Source organism: Streptomyces sp. NPDC002537 (genome assembly GCF_053594975.1).
Genome location: NZ_JBSFWT010000011.1, coordinates 74,305 through 99,872, shown reverse-complemented (window position 1 = coordinate 99,872; position 25,568 = coordinate 74,305). Strand labels below are relative to the sequence as shown.

At 71.7% G+C, this 25,568-nt stretch carries 22 protein-coding genes and 1 tRNA gene; 4 read left to right on the top strand and 19 right to left on the bottom strand.

What is annotated here, in order from left to right:
* Positions 1-3: 3 nt before the first annotated feature.
* From ACWD4A_RS08125 to ACWD4A_RS08110, 4 genes are all read right to left on the bottom strand, one after another.
* Complete coding sequence (locus ACWD4A_RS08125; protein WP_451190862.1) at positions 4-1,362, bottom strand: Cys-Gln thioester bond-forming surface protein; 1,359 nt, start codon at positions 1,360-1,362, stop codon at positions 4-6.
* Positions 1,363-1,670: 308 nt separating this feature from the next.
* Entirely contained in the window at positions 1,671-2,132 is a 462-nt protein-coding gene (locus ACWD4A_RS08120; protein WP_451190859.1) for a single-stranded DNA-binding protein, read from the bottom strand.
* Positions 2,133-2,482: 350 nt separating this feature from the next.
* On the bottom strand, positions 2,483-4,387 hold the full coding sequence (locus ACWD4A_RS08115; protein ID WP_451190856.1) for a YfjP family GTPase: 1,905 nt from the start codon (positions 4,385-4,387) through the stop codon (positions 2,483-2,485).
* Complete coding sequence (locus ACWD4A_RS08110) at positions 4,356-6,134, bottom strand: dynamin family protein (RefSeq protein WP_451190941.1); 1,779 nt, start codon at positions 6,132-6,134, stop codon at positions 4,356-4,358. Before ACWD4A_RS08110 ends, ACWD4A_RS08115 begins: the two co-directional genes overlap by 32 nt.
* A gap of 303 nt (positions 6,135-6,437) precedes the next feature.
* On the opposite strand from ACWD4A_RS08110, the gene ACWD4A_RS08105 reads away from it, so the two are divergent.
* Both ACWD4A_RS08105 and ACWD4A_RS08100 read left to right on the top strand, forming a co-directional pair.
* Positions 6,438-6,510 (top strand) — tRNA-Arg (locus tag ACWD4A_RS08105).
* Positions 6,511-6,631: 121 nt separating this feature from the next.
* Positions 6,632-7,501: a class I SAM-dependent methyltransferase gene (locus tag ACWD4A_RS08100; protein WP_451190853.1), complete on the top strand. Its 870-nt coding sequence runs from the start codon at positions 6,632-6,634 to the stop codon at positions 7,499-7,501.
* Here the strand turns inward: ACWD4A_RS08100 and ACWD4A_RS08095 are convergent.
* The 14 genes from ACWD4A_RS08095 to ACWD4A_RS08030 all read right to left on the bottom strand — a co-directional run bounded on the left by ACWD4A_RS08095 (position 7,482) and on the right by ACWD4A_RS08030 (position 22,871).
* Entirely contained in the window at positions 7,482-8,195 is a 714-nt protein-coding gene (locus ACWD4A_RS08095; protein ID WP_451190850.1) for a hypothetical protein, read from the bottom strand. The two genes, ACWD4A_RS08100 and ACWD4A_RS08095, sit on opposite strands and share 20 nt — an antisense overlap.
* Before the next feature lie 55 nt (positions 8,196-8,250).
* A complete protein-coding gene (locus ACWD4A_RS08090; RefSeq protein WP_451190847.1) occupies positions 8,251-9,483 on the bottom strand; it encodes a peptidase M23 in 1,233 nt (410 codons plus the stop codon).
* 4 nt (positions 9,484-9,487) lie between these two features.
* Complete coding sequence (locus ACWD4A_RS08085) at positions 9,488-10,276, bottom strand: hypothetical protein (RefSeq protein ID WP_451190844.1); 789 nt, start codon at positions 10,274-10,276, stop codon at positions 9,488-9,490.
* Positions 10,273-12,339 (bottom strand): hypothetical protein, encoded by a 2,067-nt coding sequence (locus ACWD4A_RS08080; RefSeq protein ID WP_451190840.1) that lies wholly within the window; start codon positions 12,337-12,339, stop codon positions 10,273-10,275. The genes ACWD4A_RS08085 and ACWD4A_RS08080 overlap by 4 nt, the downstream gene beginning before the upstream one ends.
* 8 nt (positions 12,340-12,347) lie before the next feature.
* Positions 12,348-12,878, bottom strand: coding sequence for a hypothetical protein (locus tag ACWD4A_RS08075; protein ID WP_451190837.1), 531 nt, complete (start codon positions 12,876-12,878; stop codon positions 12,348-12,350).
* Complete coding sequence (locus ACWD4A_RS08070; RefSeq protein ID WP_451190834.1) at positions 12,875-15,436, bottom strand: ATP-binding protein; 2,562 nt, start codon at positions 15,434-15,436, stop codon at positions 12,875-12,877. The genes ACWD4A_RS08075 and ACWD4A_RS08070 overlap by 4 nt, the downstream gene beginning before the upstream one ends.
* Before the next feature lie 11 nt (positions 15,437-15,447).
* A complete protein-coding gene (locus ACWD4A_RS08065; protein WP_451190831.1) occupies positions 15,448-16,101 on the bottom strand; it encodes a hypothetical protein in 654 nt (217 codons plus the stop codon).
* Positions 16,098-16,331, bottom strand: coding sequence for a hypothetical protein (locus tag ACWD4A_RS08060; protein WP_451190828.1), 234 nt, complete (start codon positions 16,329-16,331; stop codon positions 16,098-16,100). Before ACWD4A_RS08060 ends, ACWD4A_RS08065 begins: the two co-directional genes overlap by 4 nt.
* An 86-nt stretch (positions 16,332-16,417) precedes the next feature.
* Complete coding sequence (locus ACWD4A_RS08055) at positions 16,418-17,575, bottom strand: hypothetical protein (RefSeq protein WP_451190826.1); 1,158 nt, start codon at positions 17,573-17,575, stop codon at positions 16,418-16,420.
* A 254-nt stretch (positions 17,576-17,829) separates the two neighbouring features.
* Positions 17,830-18,792, bottom strand: a complete 963-nt coding sequence (locus ACWD4A_RS08050; RefSeq protein WP_451190823.1) for a hypothetical protein — start codon at positions 18,790-18,792, stop codon at positions 17,830-17,832.
* Positions 18,789-19,283 (bottom strand): hypothetical protein, encoded by a 495-nt coding sequence (locus ACWD4A_RS08045; RefSeq protein ID WP_451190820.1) that lies wholly within the window; start codon positions 19,281-19,283, stop codon positions 18,789-18,791. Before ACWD4A_RS08045 ends, ACWD4A_RS08050 begins: the two co-directional genes overlap by 4 nt.
* Complete coding sequence (locus ACWD4A_RS08040) at positions 19,283-19,996, bottom strand: hypothetical protein (protein WP_451190818.1); 714 nt, start codon at positions 19,994-19,996, stop codon at positions 19,283-19,285. Before ACWD4A_RS08040 ends, ACWD4A_RS08045 begins: the two co-directional genes overlap by 1 nt.
* Positions 19,993-21,024 carry a hypothetical protein gene (locus ACWD4A_RS08035; RefSeq protein ID WP_451190816.1) on the bottom strand — a complete coding sequence of 344 codons (1,032 nt, stop codon included), beginning with the start codon at positions 21,022-21,024 and terminating at the stop codon, positions 19,993-19,995. Before ACWD4A_RS08035 ends, ACWD4A_RS08040 begins: the two co-directional genes overlap by 4 nt.
* Positions 21,025-21,038: 14 nt before the next feature.
* Complete coding sequence (locus ACWD4A_RS08030) at positions 21,039-22,871, bottom strand: type IV secretory system conjugative DNA transfer family protein (protein ID WP_451190813.1); 1,833 nt, start codon at positions 22,869-22,871, stop codon at positions 21,039-21,041.
* Between the two features lie 169 nt (positions 22,872-23,040).
* Between ACWD4A_RS08030 and ACWD4A_RS08025 the strand changes: the two genes are divergently transcribed.
* Entirely contained in the window at positions 23,041-23,529 is a 489-nt protein-coding gene (locus tag ACWD4A_RS08025) for a hypothetical protein (protein ID WP_451190811.1), read from the top strand.
* A 292-nt stretch (positions 23,530-23,821) separates the two neighbouring features.
* On the opposite strand, the gene ACWD4A_RS08020 is transcribed toward ACWD4A_RS08025, so the two are convergent.
* Complete coding sequence (locus ACWD4A_RS08020; protein ID WP_451190808.1) at positions 23,822-24,787, bottom strand: ornithine cyclodeaminase family protein; 966 nt, start codon at positions 24,785-24,787, stop codon at positions 23,822-23,824.
* Positions 24,788-24,859: 72 nt separating this feature from the next.
* On the opposite strand from ACWD4A_RS08020, the gene ACWD4A_RS08015 reads away from it, so the two are divergent.
* Positions 24,860-25,567, top strand: a complete 708-nt coding sequence (locus ACWD4A_RS08015; protein WP_451190806.1) for a succinate dehydrogenase — start codon at positions 24,860-24,862, stop codon at positions 25,565-25,567.
* The last annotated feature ends 1 nt before the right edge of the window (position 25,568 follow it).

The window sequence follows — 25,568 nt, the reverse complement described above, 5'->3', positions numbered from 1 at the left end:
GGATCACTCCCCGGAGGCCGCCTTCTCACGGCGGAGGAGGTAGACCGAACCGCCGCCGACGACGATCAGGGCGATCGCCATCGCCGCGATCGTGGGGGTGGTCCGGCTGCCGCCCGTCTCGGCGAGGTCGCCGTCCGCGGAGGCGCTGACCACGCCCTTGCCGGTGCCGCCCGCGGAGGCCGGGCGCATACGGGAGGCCCGCTCCGCCTTGGTGCCGGTGCCCGCTCCGCCCCCGTCGCCGACGACGGTGGCCCCGCTCTCCACGGTCGCGCAGTCGAGGATGCCCGAGAACGTCCTGGAGAAGCCGTTCGGACCCTTGACCGTGATCCGGTACGCCTGGTCCTCGCCCACCTTGACCAGGGTCGTCTCCGACCGGCCCGCGGGGACGGTGTGCCTGGCCCCACCGAGGTCGAAGACGAACGGGGCGTCGCCCTTGTTGTCCGTGGTGATCTCCACGCCGCCCTTGGTGCAGTTCTTCCTCGCGGACACGGCCGGTATGGCGCCCTTCTCCGCCCAGGTCGCGGTGGCCGTCGCGGACACCGTGCTCTCGCTCGAACCGGCCAGGATCTGGCTCTGTGTGGTGGTGCGGTCGCCGATGAGGACCCGGCCGACCGGCGCCTTGGTCGCCGCCGTGGCCTTCAGCGACAGGGACCCGTCCCGGGCACCGCGCCGCACGTCGAAGTAGAGCTCGCCGCCGTCGCCGGTGGAGCCGACCGGCTTCCCCTCCTTGTCGACGATCCTGACGCCCTTGGCCTCGGCGTCACCGGCGGGGGCGACCGTGACGCTGCTCGCGCCGGTGTGGACCGTGACGGGACCGATCCGCCCGCCGGACCTGCCGGAGACCGCCGACGGGGTCAGGACCAGGGAGGCGGCGGGCTCCTCCGCGTCCTGGGCGTTCTTGTAGAGGTAGTCGGCGAGCTTCCCCGCCGCGCCGTCCTTGGCGGTCACGTCGATGCCGTCCGAGTAGCGCCAGATCGCGACCTGGGTGCCCGCGGCGGCGGTGTTCGCGTCGAGCGGGCCCGAGTCGGCGTCCTTGGCGAGCGCGGCCAGGTCGTTCACCTGCGGGTAGGAATGCTGGAGGATCCAGCGGATCTTCCCCGCGTTCCTGTTGGCGTGCAGCGGCGACTCACCCCAGCCCGCCTCCTTGTACTTCGCGCCGTCCACGGTGTTGGTGAGGATGTCGACGCAGTACGTCTGCAGCGTGCCGCCGCCGTCGACCTTCATCTCGAACAGCCCGGCCTGCATGTCGCCGGTCCTGCGCCGGTCGTGGACGACGGCCCCCGAGCCGGCCGTGATCCTGCCGAGGGTGGCGCTGACGCCGCCCGGGTTCTGCGGCGCGTCGTACGCGGCGGCGGGGCCCACCACGACTATCGTGCCTACCGCAGCCAGGCCCGACACCAGGGCCCCTGCGGCAAGGCGGGCAGTTCCCCGCCTCATGACAGAAGTCATCGATTTCCTTCCGGGCGATCGCAGATCCAGTCGCCGCGCCTCGCCAGCGAACTCAAAACTCAGAAGCCCCCGTTGCCACATGCTGCGAACGTGATCTTAAGGAGCGAGCGCGGCAGCATCCCCACCGAGGGCTCCCCCCAACCGATCCGAATCGGAATCGTTACCGGGGAATGCGGTCTGACCTGGCATTATCGATAAATCGTCGGGACAAAAAGCCCATTTCACGGTGGTGTTGCCCCGACCGCGGCACTCGCCACGACCCCCGCCCCTGCTCCCGCCCCCGCCCCCGCCATCCGCACCGGCTCGATCGGCAGCGGCTTGGCCGGGGAGACCCTCCGGAACGCCGATGTGCCGCGCGCGAGGTCGTGCCCGATCGACACGGCGTCAATATCCGCCGACAGCCAGCGCTTTCCGTCGCGCTCCTGATCCTGGATCCGCAACTTGCCCTGCACGATGACCGGTTCGCCGACCGTGACCGAGGCCACCACGTTCGCGGCCAGCGTCCGCCAGGCCCGCACCGTGTAGAAGCTGGTGCAGGCGTCCGTCCACTCCTCCTTGCCCCGGTCCCAGCGGCGGACCGTCACCGCGAGCCGGAACCGTGAGACGGCCGATCCGTTCGCCGCCTCCCTGTAGTCCGGCCGAGTCGCGACGTTGCCCACGACCGTCACCAATGTCTCGTTCATCCGAGCCGCCTCCCCCGTTGCGTTTTCGCTCCGCTCGGGTTTCATGGTGCGGCGGGTTGCGCGATCCTGCTGAGACCTGTGGACGGGCGCCCGCTTGTGGACAACCCCGTCACCCGTGCGGGGCTCCGGGCCTTCCCGAAACCGGGGCTCCGCCCCGGACCCCGCAACACGGCTTCGCCGCGTTGTCCTCAATCGCCGAACGGGCTGATTTTCCGGACCGCGGCTCTTCGGCATGCGGCCCGCAGGCTACGGGACAACGCCAGCACATCCAGCCCGTCCGGCGTTTGAGGACGCGGCCGCAGGCCGCCCTCGCCGCAGGCGGGAACGGCGGGGCGCCACGTACAGGCACATCAAAGGGCCTCGCCCGAGGCGATCACGAATTGCGCCCGCACCTCGCGGTAGCGCAGCAGTTCCGCCGCCACCGGCTCCAGGACACGTTGCCGGCCGCAGCCCGCGGCAGCGGCCCGCAGGCGGCGTTCCGTCTCCAGCCCGTACCGCCGTGCCGGTCCGCGCGACAGTGCCCGGCAGCACCAGGCGAGCACCGGTCCGCCCACCCCGCCGCCCGTCAACAGCAGGCCGGGCGCCCACCATTCGCCGCCGAGCACGCTCGCCGCCATCACCAGCAGCCATGCCGAGCCCGCCAGTTGCAGTACCGAGAGCGCGCCCTGGACGGCCGCGGCCACCGCCCACCACCTGGGGCGCCCGCGCCGTCCCGTACCCGTGCTGCCCCCCACGCCGGTCCGTCCCGTCCAGCCGCTCGCCGCGGCCGCCGCCGCGGAAGCCGCCTCGTCCAAGGCGTCCGCCAGCCCCTGCGCACCGCGCCCCGCCGCTTCCCGCACCGCCTGGGCCCATGGGTCGGGCAGGCCCGCGGACGCCTCGTACGCCAGGGCCCGTACGGCCTGTTCCACCAGGGGCCGGGAGGCCGTGCGGCACGGGACGGGAGCGGTCTCGACCGAGGTGCCGGCAGTCGGGGGCGCGGGGGTGTCGGCCACGCTCCCGCTCGTGCTCCCCTTGCCCCGCGCCCCGCGCTTCCGTCCGTACCAGCGGCGCAGCCGCGCCCAGGACGTCCCGCAGCCGCGCTCGGCATCGCGCAGCCACGCGCGTTCGGCGGCGAGCCCGGCCGCCTGGGCACCCACCGCCTCCGCCAGCCGGTCGTCGAACTCGTGCCGTGCCGCCTCGGTGAGCCCCGGGGTCCCTTCGGCCACATAGGCGGGCCGCAGCCGCGCCGAGACCCCGTCCACGTCGGCGACCAGCCGGCGTTCCGGAACGTTCCTGCCCGCCGTGAACTGTGCGAGGGTCTCCCGCAGTTCACCGACGCCCTCGCCCGTCAGCGCCGACAGGGCCAGCACGACGGCGCCCGGTTCCCCGTGCTCGCCGAGGGCCAGCCCGTCCTCGTCCAGCAGCCGCCGGAGGTCGTCGAGCACTTGGTCCGCGGCGTCGCCGGCGAGCCGGTCCACCTGGTTGAGCACGACGAACGTGACCTCGGCGTACCCCGCGAGCGGCCGCAGATAGCGCTCGTGCAGCACCGCGTCCGCGTACTTCTCCGGGTCCACCACCCAGATCACCGCGTCCACCAGTCCCAGCAGCCGGTCCACCTGCTCGCGGTGGCCGACCGTCGCCGAGTCGTGGTCGGGCAGGTCCAGCAGGACGAGCCCGTGCAGACCCTGGTCGTACGGCCGGACCGGCTGCCTGCGCGCGCGGGCCGGGATGCCGAGCCGGTCCAGCAGCCCCTCCGCCTGATCGGTCCGGTCCGTCCAGGCGCACGCGATCGGTACGGAGGTGGTCGGCCGCCGCACCCCGGCCTCCGAGAGCTGTGTCCGGGCGAGGGCGTTGAACAGGGTCGACTTGCCACTGCCCGTCGCCCCGGCGATTGCCACGACCGTCAGGTCCAGCGAGTGCCGCTGACGCGCCGCGGCCTCCTCCAGCACCCGCCCCGCCTCCGCGAGCGTCCGCCGGTCCAGCCGCGCCTGCGACAGCCCCACGAGCTCGCGCAGCGCATCCAGACGGGGGCGCAGCACGGAGCCGACGGACGGCGCGCGCGCGGGATCAGGAGCATGCAGGGGGCGCGGAGGAATCGTCACGCGCTGTTCCGGAGTCCCGGTGCTCGCCTTTTCGAGGATGAAGTGGGTACGGGGCACGCGTCCCGGGCGGGCACGGCGCGCGATCAGCCCGTCGTCCCAAGTGCCGCGTGGGGCACCGGGGGCGGACTTCCCGCCGTTTTCGTCACGACTGTCTGACGTGGCCAAAGTCGCCACCCTCCCTCTGCAGTACGGACAGCGCGGCGATGAGTTCGACCTGGTGGTCGGGGGTGACTTCGAGGGCTTCGAGCGGGGCGGTGCGGCGGTCGCGCTCCGCTTCGAGCACCCGCTCCAGACAGTCGGTGAGCAGTTGTTCGCCGCGGTCGCGCAGCCGCAGCACGCCCTGCGCGCCGAGCATCTCGGCGAGGCTCTCCCCCGCCGCGTGGGCCCGGCGGCCGCCGAGGAGCGCCACGGCGAGCAGCACCCCGGCGCGGTCGGCGTCGAGGCCCGTACCGCGCTCGGCGGCCCGCACGGCCTCCTCCGCGATCTCCTCCAGGCAGCGGCGCCAGCGGCGCACGGCCACCCCGATGCGGCCGACGGCCCCGTCCGGGTCGCGCGGCGCGAGCACGTCGCCCGCCGCGGGGTCGCCCGCGACCGCCGCGGCGATCTCTTCGTCGGCGGCCGCGACGGCGCAGCTCAGCAGTGCCGCCAGGGAGCTGGTGAGGGCGGTGAGCAGTTCGTCGGCGGTGCTGTCGTGCGGGTGGCCGCGCCAGTGGGTGAGCGCGTCCCCGGCGAGCGCCTCGCCCGCGGCGACCCCGTTCCGCACCCGCTCCGCCGCCCGCCCGTACGCGTCCTCGACCCGCTGCAGCAGCCGTACGGCCGCGGCGTGCTGGAGGGCCGCCGCGCCGGCGAGTCCGGGCAGCCGCGACCGCATCGAGGCCAGCAGCCCGGTGACGGTACGGGCCGCGGCGACGGCGTGGGCCGCCGGGTCCTGCGCGCACTGTTCGAACCAGGCGCGCAGCTCCGCGACCGCGGTGGAGGGCAGCAACCCGCTTCCGCCGCCCGCGGATTCGGGGAGTTCCGGGATGGTGAACCGCGGCACGTCCCCGAGCCCCGCCGCCGCCAGCAGCGCGGCGTAGTGCCGGGACACCTCGACGGCGACCTGGTGCGGCACCCGGTCCAGCACGGTGACGAGCGTGACGTCGTACTCCTTGGCCGTGCGCAACAGGTGCCACGGGACCGCGTCGGCGTACCGCGTGGCGGTGGTGACGAGTACCCAGATGTCGGCCGCGCAGATCAATTCGGCGGCGAGGTCGCGGTTGCGGGCGACGAGGGAGTCGATGTCCGGGGCGTCGAGCAGCGCGAGCCCGCGCGGGAGGGTGCGGTCGGTCTCGATCCGGAGGGTGGTGAGCTCGCCCGCGTCGTCGTCCTCCGGCTTCCGCGTGCCGTGGGGCGGGGGCGCATCGCGGGGCGCGTCGTCTGGTACCCCCTCGGGCACGCCACGAGGCGCGTCGTGGGAGGCCGGCAGCTCGCGCGGGTCGAGCAGCTCCTGGCTCCCGAGCAGCTCGTGCATCTGCCGCAGGTCGTGCGGCTCGTACGCGGCAATCTCCTGGGCCGGGACCCACACCCTGCGCAGCCCCGGGAGCACCCGCTGCCCGGCGAACCAGTGGTGGTCGTCCGGGTGGCAGACCAGCACTGGCGTACGGGTCGTCGGCCGCAGGACCCCGGCCGCAGTGACCCGACGGCCCACCAGGGAGTTGACCAGAGTGGACTTGCCCGCTCCGGTGGACCCCCCGACGACCGCCAGGAGCGGCGCTTCGGGGGCGCACAGGCGGGGCACCAAGTAGTCGTCGAGCTGGGCCAGGAGCTCGGCACGGTTCTGCCGGGCGCGGGCGGCGCCGGGAAGGGGGAGCGGGAAGCGTGCGGCGTCGACACGGTCACGCAGTGCGGACAGCGCATCGAGCAGTCGGGGCCGTACGTCCAAGGTCGCCACGTGTGCAGAATGCCCAATTCTGGGGTGATTTTGAAGCGTATAGCCCATGGCGCGCGAGGCGTGGCGGATGGGGCTCAGGCATAACGAGTACACAACACCCGGCGCGCGGGGCGTGAAAAACGGTGCAAGATTCGTACCTGCCTGCGATTATCAGGACCGCTTCACCAAACCTGCACATCGTGCCACGGAGGTGAAGCAACCGGGACGGGGCAAGCGGAGCCCTATCCTTGTCCCCGGCAAGGTCACGGCACCACCGAGCCCGGGGGTTCACCCGTCCGCGACCGCCGTACACCGGCCCCCGTAGCTCAGTGGATAGAGCAGGCGCCTTCTAAGCGCTTGGCCGCAGGTTCGAGTCCTGCCGGGGGCGCTCCGTTTGTGATACGCGCCCCTCCCCTGCGAGAGGGGCGTTTTTGCTGGGCGGAGTGGGGTGTCGGCCGCCCTGTGGTGTGACGTGTCGCCGCGCCGGTGGAGCGGGTAGAAGCGCCGGTATGACGCAGGCAGGCCGTGAGCCGACCGTTCAGGAGATGCTGCGGGCCAATGAGCGGAACTGGGATGCCAGGACGCCGGTGCACGTGGGCAGCGCGTTCTACGGGCTGGACGGTTCCCGCGCGCCCGGTGACTGGTTCGCGCCCTTCGAGTGGGAGGACGTCGGGCCCCTGGACGGGCGCAGTGTGCTGCATCTGCAGTGCCATCTGGGGACGGAGACCCGCGCCTTCGCCGAGCGGGGCGCGGCGCGCACGGTGGGGCTCGACTTCTCCGCGGCGGCCGTCGAGCAGGCCCGGGAGCTGGCCCATGACGCGGGGCAGGACGTGGAGTTCGTGCGGGCCGATGTGCACGACGCCGTCGCCGCGCTCGGCGGGCGGCGCTTCGACGTCGTCTACACCGGCAAGGGGGCGCTGTGTTATCTGCCGGACCTGGACCGGTGGGCGCGTATCGCGCACGCACTGCTGCGGCCGGGCGGCCTGCTGTACGTGGTGGAGTTCCATCCGCTGTTCAACTCCCTCGGCCCTGTTCCTCACCCGGACGAGGAGCGGGGCGTCCTGCGGCTGCGGCACGACTACTTGAGCGGCAGGGGGCCGCTCCGGATCGACAACACCCGTACGTACACCGACGGGCCGCCCCTGCGGGGTGCGACGGTGAGCTACGAGTGGCGCCACGGCATGGGGGACGTGGTGGGAGCGGTCGCGGGCGCGGGTCTGCGGGTGGACGTGCTGCGCGAGACGGAGCTTCTGCCGTGGCCGCGCTTCCCCGACATGGTGCGGGGGGAGGGCGGCTGGTGGCGGCTGCCGGAGGACGCGCCGAGGGTCCCGCTGATGTTCGCGCTGGGCGCGACCCGGATCAGTCCGTCAGGTGCGTGACCCGTCCGAGCTCGGGGCGGAGCGCCTCCGCCGCCGCCGGGTCGACGGCGCGCAGGCGGTCCCAGGCGGCGTGGGCGTTGCGCGCCGCGCGCCGGGTCTCCGTCTCCGGTGCGCCGGCTTCGTGACGGCGCACCGCCGTCAGCAGGTGCAGCCGGGTGGCGGACACCCAGTCGTTCCGCAGCAGCAGGGACAGCCAGGCGCGGGTGCCCAGCGCGCCGAGCGTGTGCGGGTGGAGGGGGCCCAGCTCGGTGGCCAGGATCTGCTCCAGTTCCCCGGCGGTCCGGGCCGCCTCGGCCAGGTCGCCGCGGAGTTCCGCGGCGACGACCCGGCCGAGCACGGCGGCGTGCCGCGGCGCGAGCGGGACGGCCGACTCCGATTCCGGTTCCAATGGCAGCGGCCGGGGCGCCGGTGGCGGCGGCGCCACGGGGTGTGGCGCGTCCAGTGGCGTCACCGCGCCGTCGTGGTCGACGATCAGGGGCCAGACCGCGCCGTCCGGCTCCTTCGCGTTGATCCGCACCGGATGCCCGCGGCGGGCGGCCCGGACGGCGATGTCGGCGAGCGCCGACGTACGCGCGTCCTGGCCGGGCAGGTTCTCGACCTGCTCCCCGTCGATGCTCGCTTCTCCCGTCACGCTGATGACGATGGTGTACACGGGCGTCAGGGGCACCGATTCGAGGTCCGTCACAACAGGCATGGCCAATCCTTACTCACCGCCGGTCCCCTTCGGTTCCGCCGCACCATCATCCGGGTCATCCCGCGTTGGGGTAGTAGGGGGGTGACCAGCCCAGGTACTTGGCGCCCCACTTCGTCTCGATGTCGGTGGCGGGGACGATGGATATCTCGCCCGGCGTCACGATGTCGTTGGACGCGATCTTGCCGTCGCCGACGTAGATCGCGACGTGGCCGGCCCGGTGCCCGGTGTCCCAGAACATGAGGGCGCCCGGCGGCGGGTTGCGGTCGCCGTCGTGCCGCCAGTCCTTGGGCATGACGTCCTGGTAGTGGTCGATGGCGTAATTGGTGCCGGAGGAATTCCAGCCGTACGCGATCGAGGTGAAGGCCAGACACTTCTGGTACCAGTTCGCGCGGTGGCTGTCGGCCTCGGCCTTGGCCCAGTTGATCGCGTCCGCCGTCGAGCGGCGGTTCACGACCTTGGCGGGCCAGCCCGCGGAGCCGTCGTGGAACGGCTCGCCCGGCTTGCCGGGCTGGCTCGTGCCGGACGTGTTGCAGTCCTTCGGAGCATCGGGCTTCTTGCTGCCGCTGTCACCCTGCGACGGCTTGCCGTCGGCCCCCGTGTTCCCGGACTTCCCCGGCTGGTTGGGGTGGTTGTCGCCCGAGCGCTCCAGATCGATGCCGGCTTCCTTGGCGATGCTGCGGGCCTGGGTCTCCTTCGGCCCGTACGCGTCGGGGAAACCGGAACGCTGCACCTTCTGGGCGGCGTCGTTGAGCGACATGTTCTCCCACGCATAGCTCGTCAGGCCCGGCGGGTCGCCGCTGTCGCCGCCGAAGAGGAACATGTGGGCCGCGTACTTGGGGTCCAGGATCTGGTCTTTCGTGCCCCAGCCCGACGACGGGCGCTGCTGGAAGAGGCCGAGGGAGTCCCGGTCCCCGTAGTTGATGTTGTCCAGTTCCGACTCGGCGAGCGCCGTCATCAGCGCGATGAGCGTGGCCCGGCCGGGCAGCTTCCCGTCCTGGGCGACCTGGTCGATGATCTTCGCGTTCGCCACCTGACGCGCACGCAGTTCCTTGCCCGCCCCGCCCGTCCGGTCCCCACCCCGGCCGTTGCCCGACGGACCGTCGTCGGCGGGCTGGCCGGGCTTGCCGCAGCCCGCGGCGTACGCGCCGCCACCGCCGCCGATGCCGGCGAACGCCCCGAGCAGCACCAGAAAGGCCATGAACAGGGCCGCGACCGGTATGCCCAGCTTGACCATCAGGGCACGGCGGGCTCCCCCCGCCGCGAGGGCGAGGGCTTCTCGTCCGTCCAACGACTCAGACCCCCAGGACCCTGCCCACGCGCCAGCCGTCGTCGCCGAGCGTGATCTCGGTCAGCAAGACCTTGGTGTCGGCGTACTTCCGGTAGCCGGCGACGGTGGTGTCCACGGTCACCTTGCGCCACACGCGCGTGGGGGTGTTCGCCTGCATGCGCACCCGGTCGTCGTCGGCCGGTCCGACGGTGACCTTGTCCACCGTGGACACGCCGCCGTTGGAGACCAGTTCGTACCAGGCCTTGTCGTCGAACTGCTCGAGGTTCCGCGCCAGCGCGTCGGTCATCCACGGCGCCGCCCGCAGCACCGGCGCCGTGTGGTCCTTGTCCACCGGCGGGTTACGGGACCAGTAGGCACGTGCCCAGCCCTCGGCGGTCTTCTCCGGGGTGCTGCGGTCGGCCTGCGGAGGAGCGGACGGAGAGGAGGAGGGCGCGGAGCCGGGGCTCGCGCCCCGGTCCTGCGCGGACTCCGTGACCGGAGCGTTTCCTCCGCCCGCCTGCACCACCGTCGACGGTGCCCCGGCGTGGTCGGGCCACCAGTGGTTGGCGGCCAGGCCGACGAGCAGCAGGCAGACGACCATCACGACCGCGCCGCCTGCGGTGACGGGCTCGCGGCGCCGCTCCTCGGCGAGGCTCCTCTTGAGTTCGCCCCGCTGATCCTGTCGGTAGATCTTGCGGGCCCGGCGGCGCAGGGAGCGCTTCGGGGCCTGCTCGATCTCCTCGGGGTACTCGTATCCGGCCTTGAGGAGCTCGCGCCACTCGGCGGAGTTCTTGGGCCTGTCCGCTTTGCTCATGAGCCGTTCCTCCTGCGGCGGCGGCCGGGTGCCGGCGTCCGGGCCGCGGTGGCGGAGCCGTTGCGGTTCGCGGGGGTCGCCGCCGCCTTGCGGCTGTCACTGATGCGCTGCTGCCGGGGCACGCTGTGCAGCTTCGGCGCCTGGCGGAAGGCGTAGCCGTCCTGACCGTTGCCGGGCTTCGAGGGCGAAGGGTTCCGGCGGCTGCTCGCGGCCTGCGCGCGTCCCGCCTGCGGGGAGCCGTTCTGGACGGAGCCCTTCTGGATGGAGCCCTTCTGGGCAGAGCCGTTCTGCACAGAGCCCTTCTGGGCGTTCTGGGTGGTACGGGCTCCCCCCCGCTGCGCGGCCACGTTCACGGCCCCCGGGCGCACATTGGCCACTGTGGTGGTACGACGCTCCGGCAGGTCCACGGTCTTGCCCGCACCGCCGCGGCGCGGGCCCGCAGGGAGCGCCCCGCCGCCACCGGGGGGCGGCGGATCGTCGTCCGGACCCGATCCGGCCCTGGACTTGGCCTTGCCGCCTCCGCGTACACCGAGCGGGACAGTGGTGTTGGTGGCGGCCCAGGAACTCATGGCCATGGCCTTGCCGACGTGGGAGACCTTCTCGTCGAACGCCTTCGCGCCCTTGCGCGCGCCCCCGGCCGCGAACCGGCCGGCCTGCTTACCGGCCCATCCGGTACCGCGCAGGGCCTTCCCCGCCGTCCAGCCGCCGGCCCGTCCGGCCATCCGTCCGGCTCCCCGGGAGAGTGCCATGCCGGCCGCGGAGGCACCCGGGCTCATGGCGCCGGTGACACCGACGATGCTCTCCATGACGCCACGGAACTTGAACGCCACGAGCGCGCTGGTGATGCTGATACCGGCCGAGGCGAACCAGCCGTACTTGCCGATCATGGAAACGCTCGCGGTGTTCAGGATCAGCACACAGCCGAGAACCATCGTGCTGACGAACGACTGGAGCGTGAAGCCCAGCAGCATGTCGAACCAGCGCATCCCCCACTGTCTCGGCCTGCCCGGGATGACCCACATGCAGGCGAAGACCACTCCCGCCAGGAGCAGCATCAGCGCGCCGATGAGGGAGGCGAGGGAGGCGAAGGCAAGGGCGATGGCCAGGGCGGCGAAGAGGGTGACGCAGACGAAGGCGGCGATGGCGACGGGGACGCGACCGGCGTTCTTGCCCTTGCGCCAGTTGACGGCGGCCTTGCCCACACACTTGTCGCAGACTTCGTCCGACAGCCAGCTCTCGCGGCCTTTTGTGTCGTCCCCCTTCGTATCCCAGAGCTTCTGCGCGTATTCCTTGCACACATTGAGATTGCCGAACTCGGCGACGCACCAAGGCGTCACGACGTACGACCGCCAGATCGCGTCGGCCGACTTGCGCAGCATGTTGTCCTGGGTCGACCCGCTGAAAGACACATCGCCCTTGATGTCGATGGGTTCTTTCGTCTCGGTGCCCATACCGGCGCTGGCGGCCTCCATGGCCACGGAGCTGCCGACGCTGCGCGCGGAGTCGATTCCGTCCACCCATGCCTGGGGTGTGGTCAGCAATGACACCGAGAGGATTCCGGATGCGGCTACCCAGCCCAGTTGACTGATGGCACTTCCGCCGGCCTTTCTGTGCTTGGCCCACGCCACCAGGGCCCCCACTGCCAGGGCCGAGGGAAGCAGTGTCTCGGAGACGGTTCCAGCGGCACCGGAGATGGCGTGGGCGATCGAGTCCTGGAGCTCCTTTACGGAGGTGAACTTGATGGCCCACTGCACGACGACCACAGCTGCCAGGCCGACCAGGACCGTCAGGCCCATGAAGATGACGGCGATGCCGTTCTGGATCTGATAGCCGATCTCGTCCCAGCCCAGCTGACTGTCCAGCTGGTAGAGGCCGCTGTTGCTGTAACGCTCGAAGAGCGTCCCGGCCTGCCCGGCGGGAACGGTGTTGGGCGAGGGCAGCAGAGCCCCCATCCCGGCGGGGTTGTACTTCGACGTGTCCTTCGCGACAGCGGCACCGCCCGTCACCATCAGCGTGGTGAGCGCCCCGACGAGCGGAATGGCGAGGGTACGGAAACGAGGCATCCCCATCCCTACGACCTCATGAGGGCGTCGCGCACGGGGGCCCCGTGCCTCATGTCCGTGTCATAGACGTCCGCGTCCTGCTCGACCAGCCATTTGTCGTTCTCCTTGACCATGCGCAGGGCGACTCGGTCGACGTTCCGACCGTCATTGCCGTCGGTCGTCGTGGCGACCATGAGTCCGGTTCCCGCGATGTAGTCACCCGACGCCGGAATGGTGACAGGGCTTCCTTCGACCGTCACGGAGGACGGGCTGCCGGGGTGGCTCTCGCCGTAGGACGCCACGCACTCGTCGACCGACTTGCCTTGCCTGTTCTGTCGCGTCTCCAACGCACACATCTGCCGCCAGTCCTGATGCACGGTGGCCTCCCGGAACTTGACCGCCACGGCCTTCATCGCCGCTTCGTCCTGCCCGAAGGCGTCCGGTGTCCTGGACGCCCCGGCGCCCGGCTTCCTGTCACCCTTGGCGCCGTCCGACGACGAGCACCCGGTCACCACCAGGACCGACGCCACCACCGCGGCCGCGGCCGCTATGCGCTTCATGCGTTTACTCCCTCGGGCTCGGACTTGCTCATCGGCACCGGGCCCGGCCCCGCCCCCGCGCCGGTCGTCTTCGGTGTCGTGCTCAGCAGTTCCAGCACCTCCAGCGACGGCACGTCGAACTGCACGGTCGCGCTGTTGAAGCGGCGGTCGCGCATGATGCAGTGGCCGTGCCGGATCTCCTGTGTCACGTCGACGCCGATCGCCTGGATGAGCTGGCGCGTGTGGTCGCCCTTCGGCAGGTCGAGCAGGGCCGCCATGGCGTCCTGCTGTTCGGCCGTCGTGAGCTGGAAGCCGAAGACCGTCGTCATCTGCTCGACCAGGCCGGTGAGGCTGGCCAGTGACTCCGGGTCCTGCGTGTCGACGACCAGGGCGGTGTGCAGCGCGCGGCCGACCCGGGCGATGTACTGGAGGAACGAGCTGCCCTCGCGGGTGGCCGTCAGGACGTGCACCTCGGGCACCGCCACGACCTTCCGCAGACCGCGCAGGTCCTTCCGGCCGGCCATGCTGATGCCGTACGCCAGCAGCGAGTGGACGAGCGCGACCGAGAGCCGCTGGTGGACCGACCAGTCGTCGCGGTCGTCGTCGGGGGACGGCAGCGTGATACCGGGGACCTGGACGACCCAGATGCCCGGCGTGGGCGTGAGCAGCGCGGAGCCGTCCGGCTTGCCCATGAAGGGCGCGCCGAGGCCGGTCAGCGACAGCTCGTACAGGGCGTTGCCCGCCTCGCGCGACAGCTCGTCCTCGGACCGCCGCAGCCGCTCGATGACCTTCCAGGTCGCCGGGTCGCCCGCGGCGATGGTCTCGTTGACCGCGCTCTGGATCGGGGTCTCCGCGCCGCGCATCCGCAGGTGCTGCGGCAGGGAGATGCCGAGCTGCGCCGGCACTTCGGTCTGCGCGCGCTCGGCGCTCTCGCCGGAGAGCAGGGTGAAGAGGTCGGCGACGCCCGCGAACTGCGCGCCGGTCTCGATGAGATGGGCGTTGAGCCCGAAGCGCTGCCCGGCCGAGACGAGGCCGCCCATGTCGCCCTTGAAGTCCAGGGCCAGCACGAAGGAACCGCGGAAACCGGAGTCCAGCAGGGACAGCATCATCGCGGTCGTCTTGCCGCGGCCGCTTCGGCCGATGAACGCCGTGGTCGTGGCGTCGCCGCGCTCGGAGCCGCCGGTCAGGTCGTTGCGCACGACACCGGGCGTCGAGCCGGTCAGGTAGCCGATCGCCGGGCCCGTGTCGTCACCGACCGACGCGCCGCCCCAGAACCAGGAGCCGGCGAACGCGCCGACCGTGCGCGTGTGCACCAGGTCCGGCACCCGCAGCATGTCGCCGGGCTGGGACTCCAGCCACAGCTCGCGCTGTTCCTCGGCGGCGACGCTGACCTCGATGCCCAGACCGCCGTAGAAGCCGATGACGGCGTCGCAGCGGGCGCGCAGATCGTCCAGGGAGACGTCACTGCTGACGATCAGGCGCGGGTGGTCCTCCATCAGCGTGACGTCCTCGCGCTTCATGTCGCGCGAGAGGCTCGTCATCGTCTCCTCGGTCTCCTCGATCTCCTGCGCGGTCTCGCCGGCGGAGTGCTTGGCGGCGCTCTGCCGCTGCTCCTTGGCGAGCCTGCGCACCTCGTCGATCGCCTTCAGGGCGTCCCGCTTGTGCAGGACCTTGAAGCGGACGGAGGGCTCGGGGTTGACCGGCTTGACCTGGATGTCGGTGTCGTGGTCGTCGTCCCCGTACTCGGGTACGTAGGTGATCTCCGCGACGGCCCGCAGCCACTCCCCCGCGCCCGGGGACTCCATCTCCTCCGGGAAGCCGTCCATGGTGAGGATCGCGGTCCAGGACGTGGTCCCGCCGTGCTGGTCGACGAAGCGCAGGTGGTCGGGGTAGGGCAGGACGCGGCCGCGGGTGAGCTGGGCCAGCTTGGCGCCGGAGATCATTCCCTCGCCGTCCGGCGTCGGCAGCACCGTGCCGCGGCGCTGCTCACGGGCGATCATCCAGGCCAGCATCTCCACCGTGGCCGGCTGCGCCTTCCACGGCGTGGTCTCCAACTGCCGTCCCAGGCGCCGGGTGAGCGCGTCCAGACGGGCGATCTCCTTGTGGGAGACGGAGGTCGAGCCGATGCCCAGGGCATCCTGCACACCCCTGCTGCCCCGGGCCTTGGCCTGCGTGGACCGCTCGGAGATGCGCACGCCGAGCAGCAGCAGCCGGGTCGGCAGCTCCAGGTCGTCGAGGCGGTCGACACGGATGTCGGCCCACTCCGCGTAGTTGCCGGCCGAGAAGAGGGTGTCCGCCTCGTTCCGGTACTCGCCGGCGTTCAACGGCGCCCAGAGCACCTTCAGATGGCAGTCGTAGCCGGAGAGCGTACGGGCCAGCGCGCTGCTCGCCTGGTCGTGCTCGGCGTCCCGGGCGCTCTCCGACATCAGGTCGGTGTTGGAGCCCGAGAGGACGAACCACGCCTCGGCGTGCGTCTCCGTGACGACGAGCCCGTCCGCGAGGGCGACATAGCGGGGCGGCGGGGCGGAACGATCACCCTCGACGCCGAGAAAGCGGGCGATGCCCTTGAACAGCTTCACAGTCGGGTCCCTTACGTGCCTTTCGGGCCGGGCGTGTGCCCCGCCCCGCCCGTCCATACCTGCTGGGCGGCGTGCTGCGCCGGCCGCCCGGCCGCCGCCTGCTCGGCGGCCTTGCGCTCCTTGCCGGAGAGGCCGCGCATCCGGGCGCGGTAGACGTGGTCCGGCCCGTAGAGCCGGGGGCGGGCGTCGAGCTTCGCCGGGCGGCCTGCCATGGCCTTGGGCTCCTCGCCGCCGAGCGCCCCCTCGAACACGCCCATGCCCGGCAGGGCCAGGAACTCGTCGGTCTTCTCGCCCAGCCGGGCCCGGAGCGGCAGCCACTCGCTGCGATCGGCCGCGCGGCGCCCGCCGTTGACGACGGGTCGGTGACCCACCGTCAGATAGCGGAGGGCCAGCGCCCACTGGGTCAGGTTCCAGCGCCGCTCGTTACGGCGCGAACGCTGCGCGCCGTAGAAGGTGATGAGCGCGGGCGGGGCGAAGTAGAGGGTGAAGAGGTACCTCGACGGGAGGCCGAAGACGAGCAGCAGTCCGCCCACCCAGACCGCGTAGATCGCGGCACCGGTCATCAGGACGCGGCGGGACGGGCCCTCGCCGAGGTCCATGCCGAGCAGCTCGTGCTGCCGCGTCTCCAGGTCGAAGTGGCGGGTGAAGGTGTGCCCCACCCTCATGAGCCGGCCACTTTGGTCCAGATGTCTTTCAGCATTTGGATCGTGACATCCGACTCGAAGACGAAACCGGCCACGACCACACCGGCCAGGAAGTGGCCGAGAAGCTCGCCCCATTCGCGCTTCGCGTAGTGGCCGATGGCCCTGACCGCGAGGACGATCAGGAAGATATTCCCGGCGATCATGATGACCCAGGACTTGAGTTCGGCGCCACTGGTCAGCGCGAGTTGCATCGGAATTCCCCTTACGGTGATGTGGGCAGGCTGATAGGTGCCGGCGGACGCGGCCGGCGAAAAGGTGTCAGGGCGACGGTGCCCGGTTACGGCGTGAGTCCGCCGTGGATCTCGGCGACCTGCCAGCGCTCGGCCTGCGCGGACGACACACGGGTCACCTTGACCCGGTAGGTCTGCTCGATCTCGGCACCGCCGACATTCCAGTTGACGACGGCCGTACCGACGCGGTCGGTGCCGCTTCCCTCGTCCACGGTCCAATTACGGACCGCGCCCAGCGTCATCCCGGACGGCAGCGCGGGAATGAAAGCCCCGGGCGCGGCGACCACGTCGGACTCGCCCGTGGCGTACTTCGCGAAGAATTCCTCCACGACGCCACGGGTCTTGTCGCTGAATTCCATGTCGTTGCTCTTGTTGCTGATTCCCGGAACGGACGGGCCGCCACCGGGGACTCCGACGATTCCGGGCTGGCCGGTGACGACGATACGGCCGGACGCCTGGACGACGGGGACTTCCAGACCCATCCACCGGGCGGCGGACGCGGCGGGCTTGGTGTCCTTCTTGTCGTCCTTCTTGGTGTCGTCCTTCTTCGGGTCGTCTTTCTTCCCGTCGTCCTTCTTCGGGTCGTCCTTCTTGTCGGCGGACGACGGGTCCGCGGCGGGGCCGTCCACGAGGACGTCAACGCGCACCCGCGCCCGCTTCTCCTCCAGCACCGAGACGGTGCTGGGCTGGACGACGAGCACCTGCTGGCGCCCCTTGGAGTTCCAGCCGGCGGTGGTGTCGGTGCCTCTCGGCGTGTCCCGCGCCAGAGCCGTGGCACGTGCCTGCGGGTCGCTCTCGTCCCAGGTCAGGTACGAGCGCGCGAACCGCGCGGCGACCGCCTGTGCCTCCTCGACCGGGTACCGCGGCCCGCTGTCGGCCTTGGCCGGAGCGGGCTTGGCGGGCGCGGGAGCCCAGATCCACGACCGGACGCCGGTGATCGCGGCGAGGGCCACGACGCCCCAGAGCACACCGCGGCCGGCCTTCACGGCGAACTTGGCGCCGCTCTTCTCGTCCTCGATCTGCCAGGGGAGCCGGCTGTCCGGCGAAGTCCGGCCACCGGCCGTCCCCGGCTCCGCCTCGGTCCGGGCGGGCCCGGGCGTCTGTGCCTGGAGCCGCGCCGCGGCGTCCGTCCACTGCTGCAGCCCGGCGGGTGCGGCCGCGGCCGCGGCGGCGGGCCGGGCCACCGGGGCTTGTGTCACGAGCATGTCAGCAGTCGGCGTCGCCGCGGGCTTTTCGCGCGGCTCCGGCAGATTCAGTATTCGCCGCGCGACCGTCTTGAATGTGCTCAACCCTGGCGACCCTTCCCCCGTACTAGGCCTGAGTGGCAGGACAGTACGTTGGCCGATTACTGATCGTCAAATTGCTTCATTTGACAACGAGTAGTCGATGAGTGACCGTACCGGCCGTACCAACTGGCCCGAAGTTCCCGACAATGCGAGCCGTGTCGGAAACGCCCGCCCTACTTCAGTGCCGGTCCGCGCCCACGCGACTGCGTGGGGAGAGGATCGACAACGGGCGACGGAGTGTTGGAGCGTTGGACCGGCTCCGTCTTTGTAGCCAATCTGTTGCGAAGATCGGGGCCGTCGGCCTGCAAGGACTCGCCCAAGTCGCTGCCGAGGCTGTTCCCCTGCCGGGCCTTGGCCGCCGCGGCGGCGTGCGTGGCCTTGAGGTCCGTTTCCATCCGGCGGACATGCTCGATGACCTCGGGATCGAGCCCCGGATTGAGGGTGGCCCGGACCTTGCGGTCGCCCAGTTCTTCCACACCCGACGGGGTGCGGACGTTCTCGTACCGCTCGTTCTGCAGCAGGTCCGAGGCCTCCTGGTAGGCCTCCGAACGCTTCGGTTCCTTTTCGGTGTTGAACTGCTCGAACTTCCCCGAGCGAGCCAGTTCGTAGAGCTCGTGATTGTCCGATTTCGCCTTGAAGCCCTCAGGCGTATGGAATTGGAGCTCGAACTTCTCCTTTGTCTCGGGGTGCTCCCAGGCGGTGTTGATGCCCTTGTAGACGGGGTCTTCCCAGGTGTTCTGCTCGGATACGGGCTCGAAGCCCCTCGCCCGGAGTTCGGCGTATGTCTGCTGCGTACCCTGCGTGTAATTGTCGGCATCGAAGGTCAGGGTGTAACGGTTGAGGTCGTCGACGTTCTCGCAGATGTCCTCGACGTCACCGTCACGCTTCGCCGCCACCGCGGCCTTGCGCCGGAAGGAGTCCACGCCCTTGAGGGAGTACTCCAGGCCCTCCAGTCTGCCTCCGTGCGAGGCCGACCTCTGTTCGATACCGCTCATGATGCCGTCGAGACGCCCCCGCGCCTTCTCGGCGGCCTCCCAGCGGGCCGTCACCTGACGGTTCTGGTCGGCCGTAAGTGTCAGGTGGTCCTCGGACTTCTCCTTGGAACCCTGCCACGCACCGACATCGAAGCTGCTCACAGTTCGGTGGCCCCCATCACGCCACGAATCTCCTGAAGAAGCCGCTCGGCCCCTTCGACGGTGATCTCCTCCAGATGCGGGGGATTGGTCTGACGCGCGTCGAAGAATTCGAAGACGGCGCTGTCCGGCTCCCAGGCATTGTTTCGCATGAACGTCTCGTCGTAGATGCGCTCCGGGCTCCTGCGGCGGCGCACGACCGTCGTCGGGCCCTTGCCCGACTTCCACCTGCGCTCACTGGAGTAGTAGGCCCAGTACTGGACCCAGCCCTGCCGGTCGGCCTCGAGCTCCGCGGCGCGCTCGGCGGTCACCGCGAAGAGGGCTTCCGGCATGGGCCGGTACTTGATCGTGTTCTCGACCTGGTGCCATTCCCAGTCGAGCAGCGACAGGAACTCCCACTCGTCGCCCGACCGGCGCCAAAGGCTGGACGGCCGCTCCTCGGTGTAAGGCGGAGTCGCCTTGACGAAATACTCGTACGTGCCCTGATCGGTCATCAGTAACTCTCCTTTACCATATTCCTGCCGTACCGCCCGCTCTGCACCAGCTCCGCCGCCTGTTCCCGCGCCTTGGAGATATCGACGCCATCGGCGTCGCCTCGTACCCGGCTGGAGCGATAGAGATCGTAAAGGAGATGGTTCTCCGACTGGACCGAATAACTCTCGGCCGTATGGAATCGGATCTCGAACCGCGTCCCCCCGTCCGCGCGCTGCCAAGCCGCCCGGAATCCCTTGTAGAGGGGGTCCTCCCAGCTGTTCCGTTCCGAGCCGGGTACGGGCTGGAAGCCCCGCTCGTGCAGGAGGGCGTACGCCTGCTGGACGCCCGCCGTGTAGTGGTCGGTTGCGAGGACGAGGGTGTAGCGATTGAGATCACTCACCTTGCGCGCGAATGCCGCGACGTCCACCCGCAGTCGTTTCCGCGCCGCCGCCTGACGGCGGAAGGCGACAAGGCCCTTCAGCCGGTACTGCTTTCCCTCCAGCCGGGCCGCACAGGGCTCGGCCAGCCGGGCGGCGAGGGCCTCCACGAGTGCGTCGAGGTCCTTGTGGACCGCGCGGGCCTCTTCCCAGCGGGCCGTGACGAGGCGGTTCTCCTCCGCCGTCAGAGCCAGGGGCCGTGCGTCGCCGGGCCGGTCGTCCTGCCAGGCGCCGGCGGTGACGGTGGCGCCCGGCCCGTCCGGCGCGGTCATGGGCGTGGTCATGGGCGTGGTCACAGCTCGATGTCTCCGTTCGCCAGCCGCGCCGCGTCCGTCGCGGCGATCTCGACCAGGTGCGGGGGGTCCGACGGCCGGGCGCTGAGGAAGTCCTGGACGGCCTCGGTCGGTTCCCAGGCGCCGTCCGGGCCGTACGCCTCGTCGTAGACGCGCTCCGGGCTCCGCCGGCGCCGGACCACCGTGGTGGGCGGGGCGCCCGCCCGCCGGTCGGCCTCGTCGGTGTAGTGGGCCCAGTACGTGACCCAGGACTGCCGGTCCGCCGCCAGTTCCAGCGCGCGTCCGGCCGGCAGCGGGTGCAGGACGTCGGGCGTGACCGGTGGCTTCTCCACGGCGTGCCAGGCCCAGTCGAGCAGCGAGAGGTATTCCCACGCCCCGTCCGCGCGGCGCCACAGGCCGTCCGGCCGGTCCGGGGTCCAGCCCTGCGGGACCTCGGCGAAGAACTCGTAGCGGGCGTTCTCCAGTCGCCGCCGCTCGGCCTCCGCCTCGGCGACCCGGGTGCGGAGGGCGGCCGTGTCGGTGGGGCGGCCGGGGCGGTCCGGGGAGTGGTCGGTCTCGCACTCGCCGAACATGTAGTTCTGCCGGACGCGCTCGACCGTCGGCCACAGCCACATCTGATGCCAGTAGGCGAGTTCGGACCCGCTCCGCGCCGGGTCGGCGTCGGCCTCGACGGCCGCGCACCAGGCGGCCCGCAGGGCCGCGAGCTCCTCGACGACCCCGCCGTGCGCCGGCCAGCACGGCCAGATGCGCAGATGGAGCTGGGGCGCGTAGTGGCGGCCGAACCAGTCGAGCCAGTCGGCCAGGTCCTGCCAGTCCTGCTCCGTGGCCCGCAGCGACCACGGGAGAGGGTCGGGGGCCCCGGCGGCTCCGGAGGTTCCGGCCTCCAGGGCGTTCAGGCGGTCGAGGATCTCCCCCAGGATCTCCTCGACCTGGCCCTGTTCGCGCTTGACGCCCAGGGCGAACTTCTTGATGTGCTCCTCGAGTTCCGCCCGGTAGGCGGCGAAGTCCGAGGTCTTCAGCGCGTCGTCCATGGTCCGTCCCGCCCCTACAGCCACTGGGCCGACGACTCGCCGATGCGCGCCGCACGGGTGGCGTGCTCGCCCGCCCGCAGCGTCTGGCCGTCGCTCCGCCGGTCCCACGGCTCCAGCTCGACGATGACGCCCGGCGCGCCCCGGAAGAGGAGCAGCGCCTGGCCGTGCGGGAGTTGGCGGATCTCCTCGGGGCGCAGGATGCGGCGCTCCCGCTTCACCTCGGAGGTGGTGTGGCCGAAGAGGCGGGCGGTGTCCCGGGAGGTGGACAGCTCGGGCAGCTCGGTCTCGCCGATGAGCTCGGAGAAGCGGCGCAGGGCCTCGATGTCCTTGAGGCCGCCCATCACCAGCGTCGCGGCGGCGTTGTCGAGGAGGGTGGCCGCCTCCTTGTCGCCCCAGCGCAGCCCGGCCTGGGCCAGGGACTGGAGGGCGTAGACGAGGTGGATGCCGTAGCCGCGCGCGTCGGAGGCGAGCGCGGGGAGCTTGGGGAGCGGGGCGACGTTGGCGACCTCGTCCAGGACCAGGCGGAGGAAGGGGTCGAGCCGGCCGGAGGGCATCCGGGGCGCCCGGCGCTTGGCCGCGTCGACGACCTCGCCGAGCAGCATGGTGGTCAGCGGGGAGACGTTGGTCGAGGCGTTGGAGTCGCTGATGAGCACGAGCGTGTCGCGGGAGGCGACGAACCGGTCCGCGTCGAAGACCGGTACGCCTTCCTGGGGTGTCACGCAGCGCAGGACCTTGCGCAGTGCGAGGGGTTCGATCTGGGCGGCGAGGGTCTGCCGGGTGGAGGCGACGGTCTCGTCGGCGCCCGTCGAGACGGAGCGCAGCAGGACGTCCCAGCCGGGCTCGGCGTCCGGGTGGTCGGTGAGGATGGCGCGTGGTTCGCTCGCCTTCTCCAGGTTGGTGGCCCAGCGCATGACGTGCTCGATGGTGCGGCCTTCGAGCGCGGCCGCGTGCAGCAGCCGGGTCAGGGCCGAGGAGGCGGTCTGCTGGAAGAAGCCGGCGTTGGTGGACGAGCCGTCGTCGGCGCCCATGCCGACCGAGAAGGACAGGGCGCGCGAGGTCGCGGTCTCGCCGTCCTGGCAGCCGGCGACCGGGTCCCACACCATGCGCTCCGGCCAGCCGACCGTGTCGAGCGGGTCGAAGACCCACACTTTGCCCTGCAGGGAGCGGGGCCGGGCGATGACGTCGAGGACGTCCGCGCGCGTGGAGGTGACGACGAGCGGGCCGGGCGCGTCGAGGCAGGCGGGGATGACGACGTTGCGGGACTTGCCGCCGCCGGACGGGGCGATGACGGCGATCGAGTCCTCCGGCGTCGCGACGAGCGGCTGCCCGCTGCCGAGCTGGTGGCCCATCCGCCAGCCGAACTCGCGCAGTTCAGCGCGGGCGACGGCCTTGGGGTCGTGGCGGCCGTCCTTGCCGGAGAAGGTCGTGGCCCGGGTCTGCGCGGCGGCGGCCCGTGCGCGGGCCTCGCCGAGGTTGTGGCGCGCCTCGACGGCGGAGGCCAGGCCCTCGCCGCCGGCCCCGCGGGTGCGCCGCGCGCGGGCCCGTACGGCCAGCAGGACCAGGGCGACGGGGACGGCGAGGAGGACGAGCCAGACGCAGACCGTGACGGTGGGCGAGGCGGGCTGGATGCCCTCGTCGCGCAGCCCTTCCAGCGGCCGGTGCAGGGCCAGGGCCTTGAGCGTCGGGACGACGTCCGTCAGGGCCATGCCGTCGGCGGTGGCCACCAGGGCCAGGTGCCAGCCGGCGAAGAGCCCCGCCACGGCGGCGACGCCCTTCGCCAGGGCTATCTCGCCCTGGGGTCCACCGCCCTTTTCCTTCTTGCGTCCCGATTCCCGTGCGTTCGCCACGCGCGGCCCCCGTCCCTCGCCTGCGTTCTGCCAGATCGCAGCGACGGTAACACCCGTGAATCGGGCGAAAACCCCAGGTCAGGGATCTGGGGCAGCATTGTTACGCCGGGTTGACCTCTCCGTTGACCTCCCTCTGGGCCCCACCGGGACTCCACCCCGCCAGCCGGCCGTGTGCCAGATCGACGACGTGCTGGAGGAGGTCGCCGAGGGGGCGTTCGGCCATGTCCGGCCCGACGGCGGCCGGGGAGACATCGAACCGGTGCCGCCCGGGCTCACCTTCACGGACCGGCTCGCCCTCCACGTGGGGGACGTACGCGCCGAACTCCCGCACCTGGGGCCCGTATACACCGGCAGCGACACCGTGGTCCGGCTGCCGGGGCAGCGGGTGCTGTTCGCGGACGACGCCGAGGAGCACCTCCGGTACGTGCGCCGGCTCGCCCGGGAGGGCGTGGAGGCCGGGCTCGCACCGGTCGGCATCCCCCGGCGGGCGGACCTCGGGCCGTATGGCGGCCGGCTCGACCCCGAGTACCTCGTACCAGATCCGCACCGTGCGACCGCCGAGGAGCGGGGGGCCGCTCCGGGCAGCCCGGTCGGCATGACGGCGCTGTTCGGCGAGATGATCGAGTTCCACGACGGGATTCCGGCTTGCCATGCGTGAACGGTGCCCTTGGCCTCTGGAGCGGGGCTGGAACCGTGCTCGTCCGGGGCCGTGGCGTCCCCATTCGCCGGACGGGCTGAACCGCCGTGGCCGGGCCCGCGGTTTCACTGCCACGGCCCGTGAAATTCAGCCCGTCCTGGGGGCACCTCCTGGGGGTCCCCCCGGACGGAGTCTGGGGGAGGTAGCTGGGGGAGTTCGAGGACCGGGGTCCGGGGCGGAGCCCCGTGGAGCGGCGGGTTCGACGGATCCGGCGGCCGCAGGCCATCCGTGCCCGGCCGCCTTCTCGGTCTCCTCAGTCGAAGGGGACGTCCTGTCCCGCGCCGCGTTCCAGGGCCCGTCGGTAGAGCAGGTCGCACGTGACCGCGTCCTCGGCCGGCAGGCCCACGGACGTGAAGACCGTGGTCTCGGCCGCCGACCGGCGGCCCGGGTGGTGCCCGGCCAGGATGTCGCCCAGTTCCGTCAGGGGCGGCCGGGGCGGCAGGGCGCCGTCCGCGACGGCGAGGAGCACGTCCCCCGCCTCGCGCAGCGCGGCGTCGGCGGACTCGACGAAGAGTGAGGCGCGGGCGACGAGCGCGGCGGGCAGCTCCCGGCGGGCCGGGCCGTAACCGCCGACGGCGCTGACGTGCAGCCCTTCGCGGGGCAGCGCGGAGTCCTCGAACAGCGGCTCGGCGGCGGAGGTGACCGTGCAGATCACGTCGGCCCCCGCGACGGCCGTGCCGATGTCCTCGTGGACCTCGGCGTCGATGCCCCGTTCGCGGGCCCAGGCCGCGAGGTCGCGGGCCTTGTCCGCGCTGCGGCTGTGCAGCCGGACGGCGGCCCAGGGCCGGATGCGCGCGAGCCCCTCGACGTGCCCCCTCCCCTGCGCCCCGGCCCCGACGACGGTGAGCACGCGGGCGTCCGGGCGGGCCAGCCGGCCGGTGGCGAGCACGGTCACCGCGGCCGTGCGCAGCCGGGTCACCGCGGTGGCGTCGAGGACGGCGAGCGGGCGTCCCGTCCCCGCGTCGAAGACGGTGGCCAGTCCCTGGACGCCGGGCAGCCCGTGCGCGGGCGCGGCGTCGAAGAGCGTGAGCAGTTTGACCGTGAGCGTCGCCCCGTGCGCGGCGGGCATCAGCAGCAGTTCACCGCCGTCGACGGGCACGGCGGTCCGCGCGAACCCCGGCGCGGCACCGCCCGGCGGGCCGAAGGCGGCCCCGATCCTGTCGGCGAGTTCGGACACGGTCAGCAGACCGTCGATGGTCTGCGCGTCGAGCAGCTTCATAGCTATCCCCTATGGAGATGAGTCGAACGATGTCTTGGACCTCTCAGCCACGCCCGACCTAGGGTCGTGGACATGGCATTGGCAACGCGGACGGACCGACGGCCGTCCATCACGCGTACGTTCTGGGGATCGACCGTCGGCAAGAAGACGGTGATGGCCGTCACCGGACTGATCATGGTGGCGTACCTGGCCGCCCACGCGCTGGGCAACACCAAGATCTTCTTCGGGGCCGGCGACTTCAACGACTACGGTCACTGGCTGCGCGTCATGGGCGCCCCGGTGCTGCACCGCCAGTGGGGCCTGTGGATCGCCCGGGTCGTGCTGGTCGTCGCCGTGGTCCTGCACGCCGTGTCCGCGTACCAGCTGAGCCGCCGCGACATCAGGGCCCGCAACACGCAATACGTGCACAAGCGGCCCCGCGCGAGCTACGCGACCCGCACGATGCGCTGGGGCGGGATCATCCTCGGCCTGTTCATCGTCTGGCACATCCTCGACCTGACCACCGGCACCGTGCACGCGGGCGGCTTCCAGGAGGGTCACCCGTACCAGAACGTGGTGGACACCTTCTCCACCTGGTACGGCAACGTCATCTACATCGTCGCGATGCTCGCCCTCGGGATGCACGTCCGGCACGGCTTCTGGAGCGCCGCGCAGACGCTGGGCGTCGGCAACGCGACCCGCGACCGGATCCTCAAGACCGTCGCCAATGTCCTGGCACTGCTGCTGACCGCGGCCTTCATCTCCGTCCCCGTGGGCGTCATGACCGGAGTGGTGAGCTGAC

Excerpts from the sequence above, each read along its gene's own strand:
- ACWD4A_RS08045 (WP_451190820.1), bottom strand. The coding sequence starts at position 19,283 with ATGACCGATCAGGGCACGTACGAGTATTTCGTCAAGGCGACTCCGCCT.
- ACWD4A_RS08120 (WP_451190859.1), bottom strand. The coding sequence starts at position 2,132 with ATGAACGAGACATTGGTGACGGTCGTGGGCAACGTCGCGACTCGGCCG.
- ACWD4A_RS08020 (WP_451190808.1), bottom strand. The coding sequence starts at position 24,787 with ATGAAGCTGCTCGACGCGCAGACCATCGACGGTCTGCTGACCGTGTCC.
- ACWD4A_RS08015 (WP_451190806.1), top strand. The coding sequence starts at position 24,860 with ATGGCATTGGCAACGCGGACGGACCGACGGCCGTCCATCACGCGTACG.
- ACWD4A_RS08060 (WP_451190828.1), bottom strand. The coding sequence starts at position 16,331 with ATGCAACTCGCGCTGACCAGTGGCGCCGAACTCAAGTCCTGGGTCATC.
- ACWD4A_RS08080 (WP_451190840.1), bottom strand. The coding sequence starts at position 12,339 with ATGCCTCGTTTCCGTACCCTCGCCATTCCGCTCGTCGGGGCGCTCACC.
- ACWD4A_RS08065 (WP_451190831.1), bottom strand. The coding sequence starts at position 16,101 with ATGAGGGTGGGGCACACCTTCACCCGCCACTTCGACCTGGAGACGCGG.
- ACWD4A_RS08085 (WP_451190844.1), bottom strand. The coding sequence starts at position 10,276 with ATGAGCAAAGCGGACAGGCCCAAGAACTCCGCCGAGTGGCGCGAGCTC.
- ACWD4A_RS08035 (WP_451190816.1), bottom strand. The coding sequence starts at position 21,024 with ATGGACGACGCGCTGAAGACCTCGGACTTCGCCGCCTACCGGGCGGAA.
- ACWD4A_RS08095 (WP_451190850.1), bottom strand. The coding sequence starts at position 8,195 with ATGCCTGTTGTGACGGACCTCGAATCGGTGCCCCTGACGCCCGTGTAC.
- ACWD4A_RS08055 (WP_451190826.1), bottom strand. The coding sequence starts at position 17,575 with ATGCTCGTGACACAAGCCCCGGTGGCCCGGCCCGCCGCCGCGGCCGCG.
- ACWD4A_RS08100 (WP_451190853.1), top strand. The coding sequence starts at position 6,632 with ATGACGCAGGCAGGCCGTGAGCCGACCGTTCAGGAGATGCTGCGGGCC.
- ACWD4A_RS08075 (WP_451190837.1), bottom strand. The coding sequence starts at position 12,878 with ATGAAGCGCATAGCGGCCGCGGCCGCGGTGGTGGCGTCGGTCCTGGTG.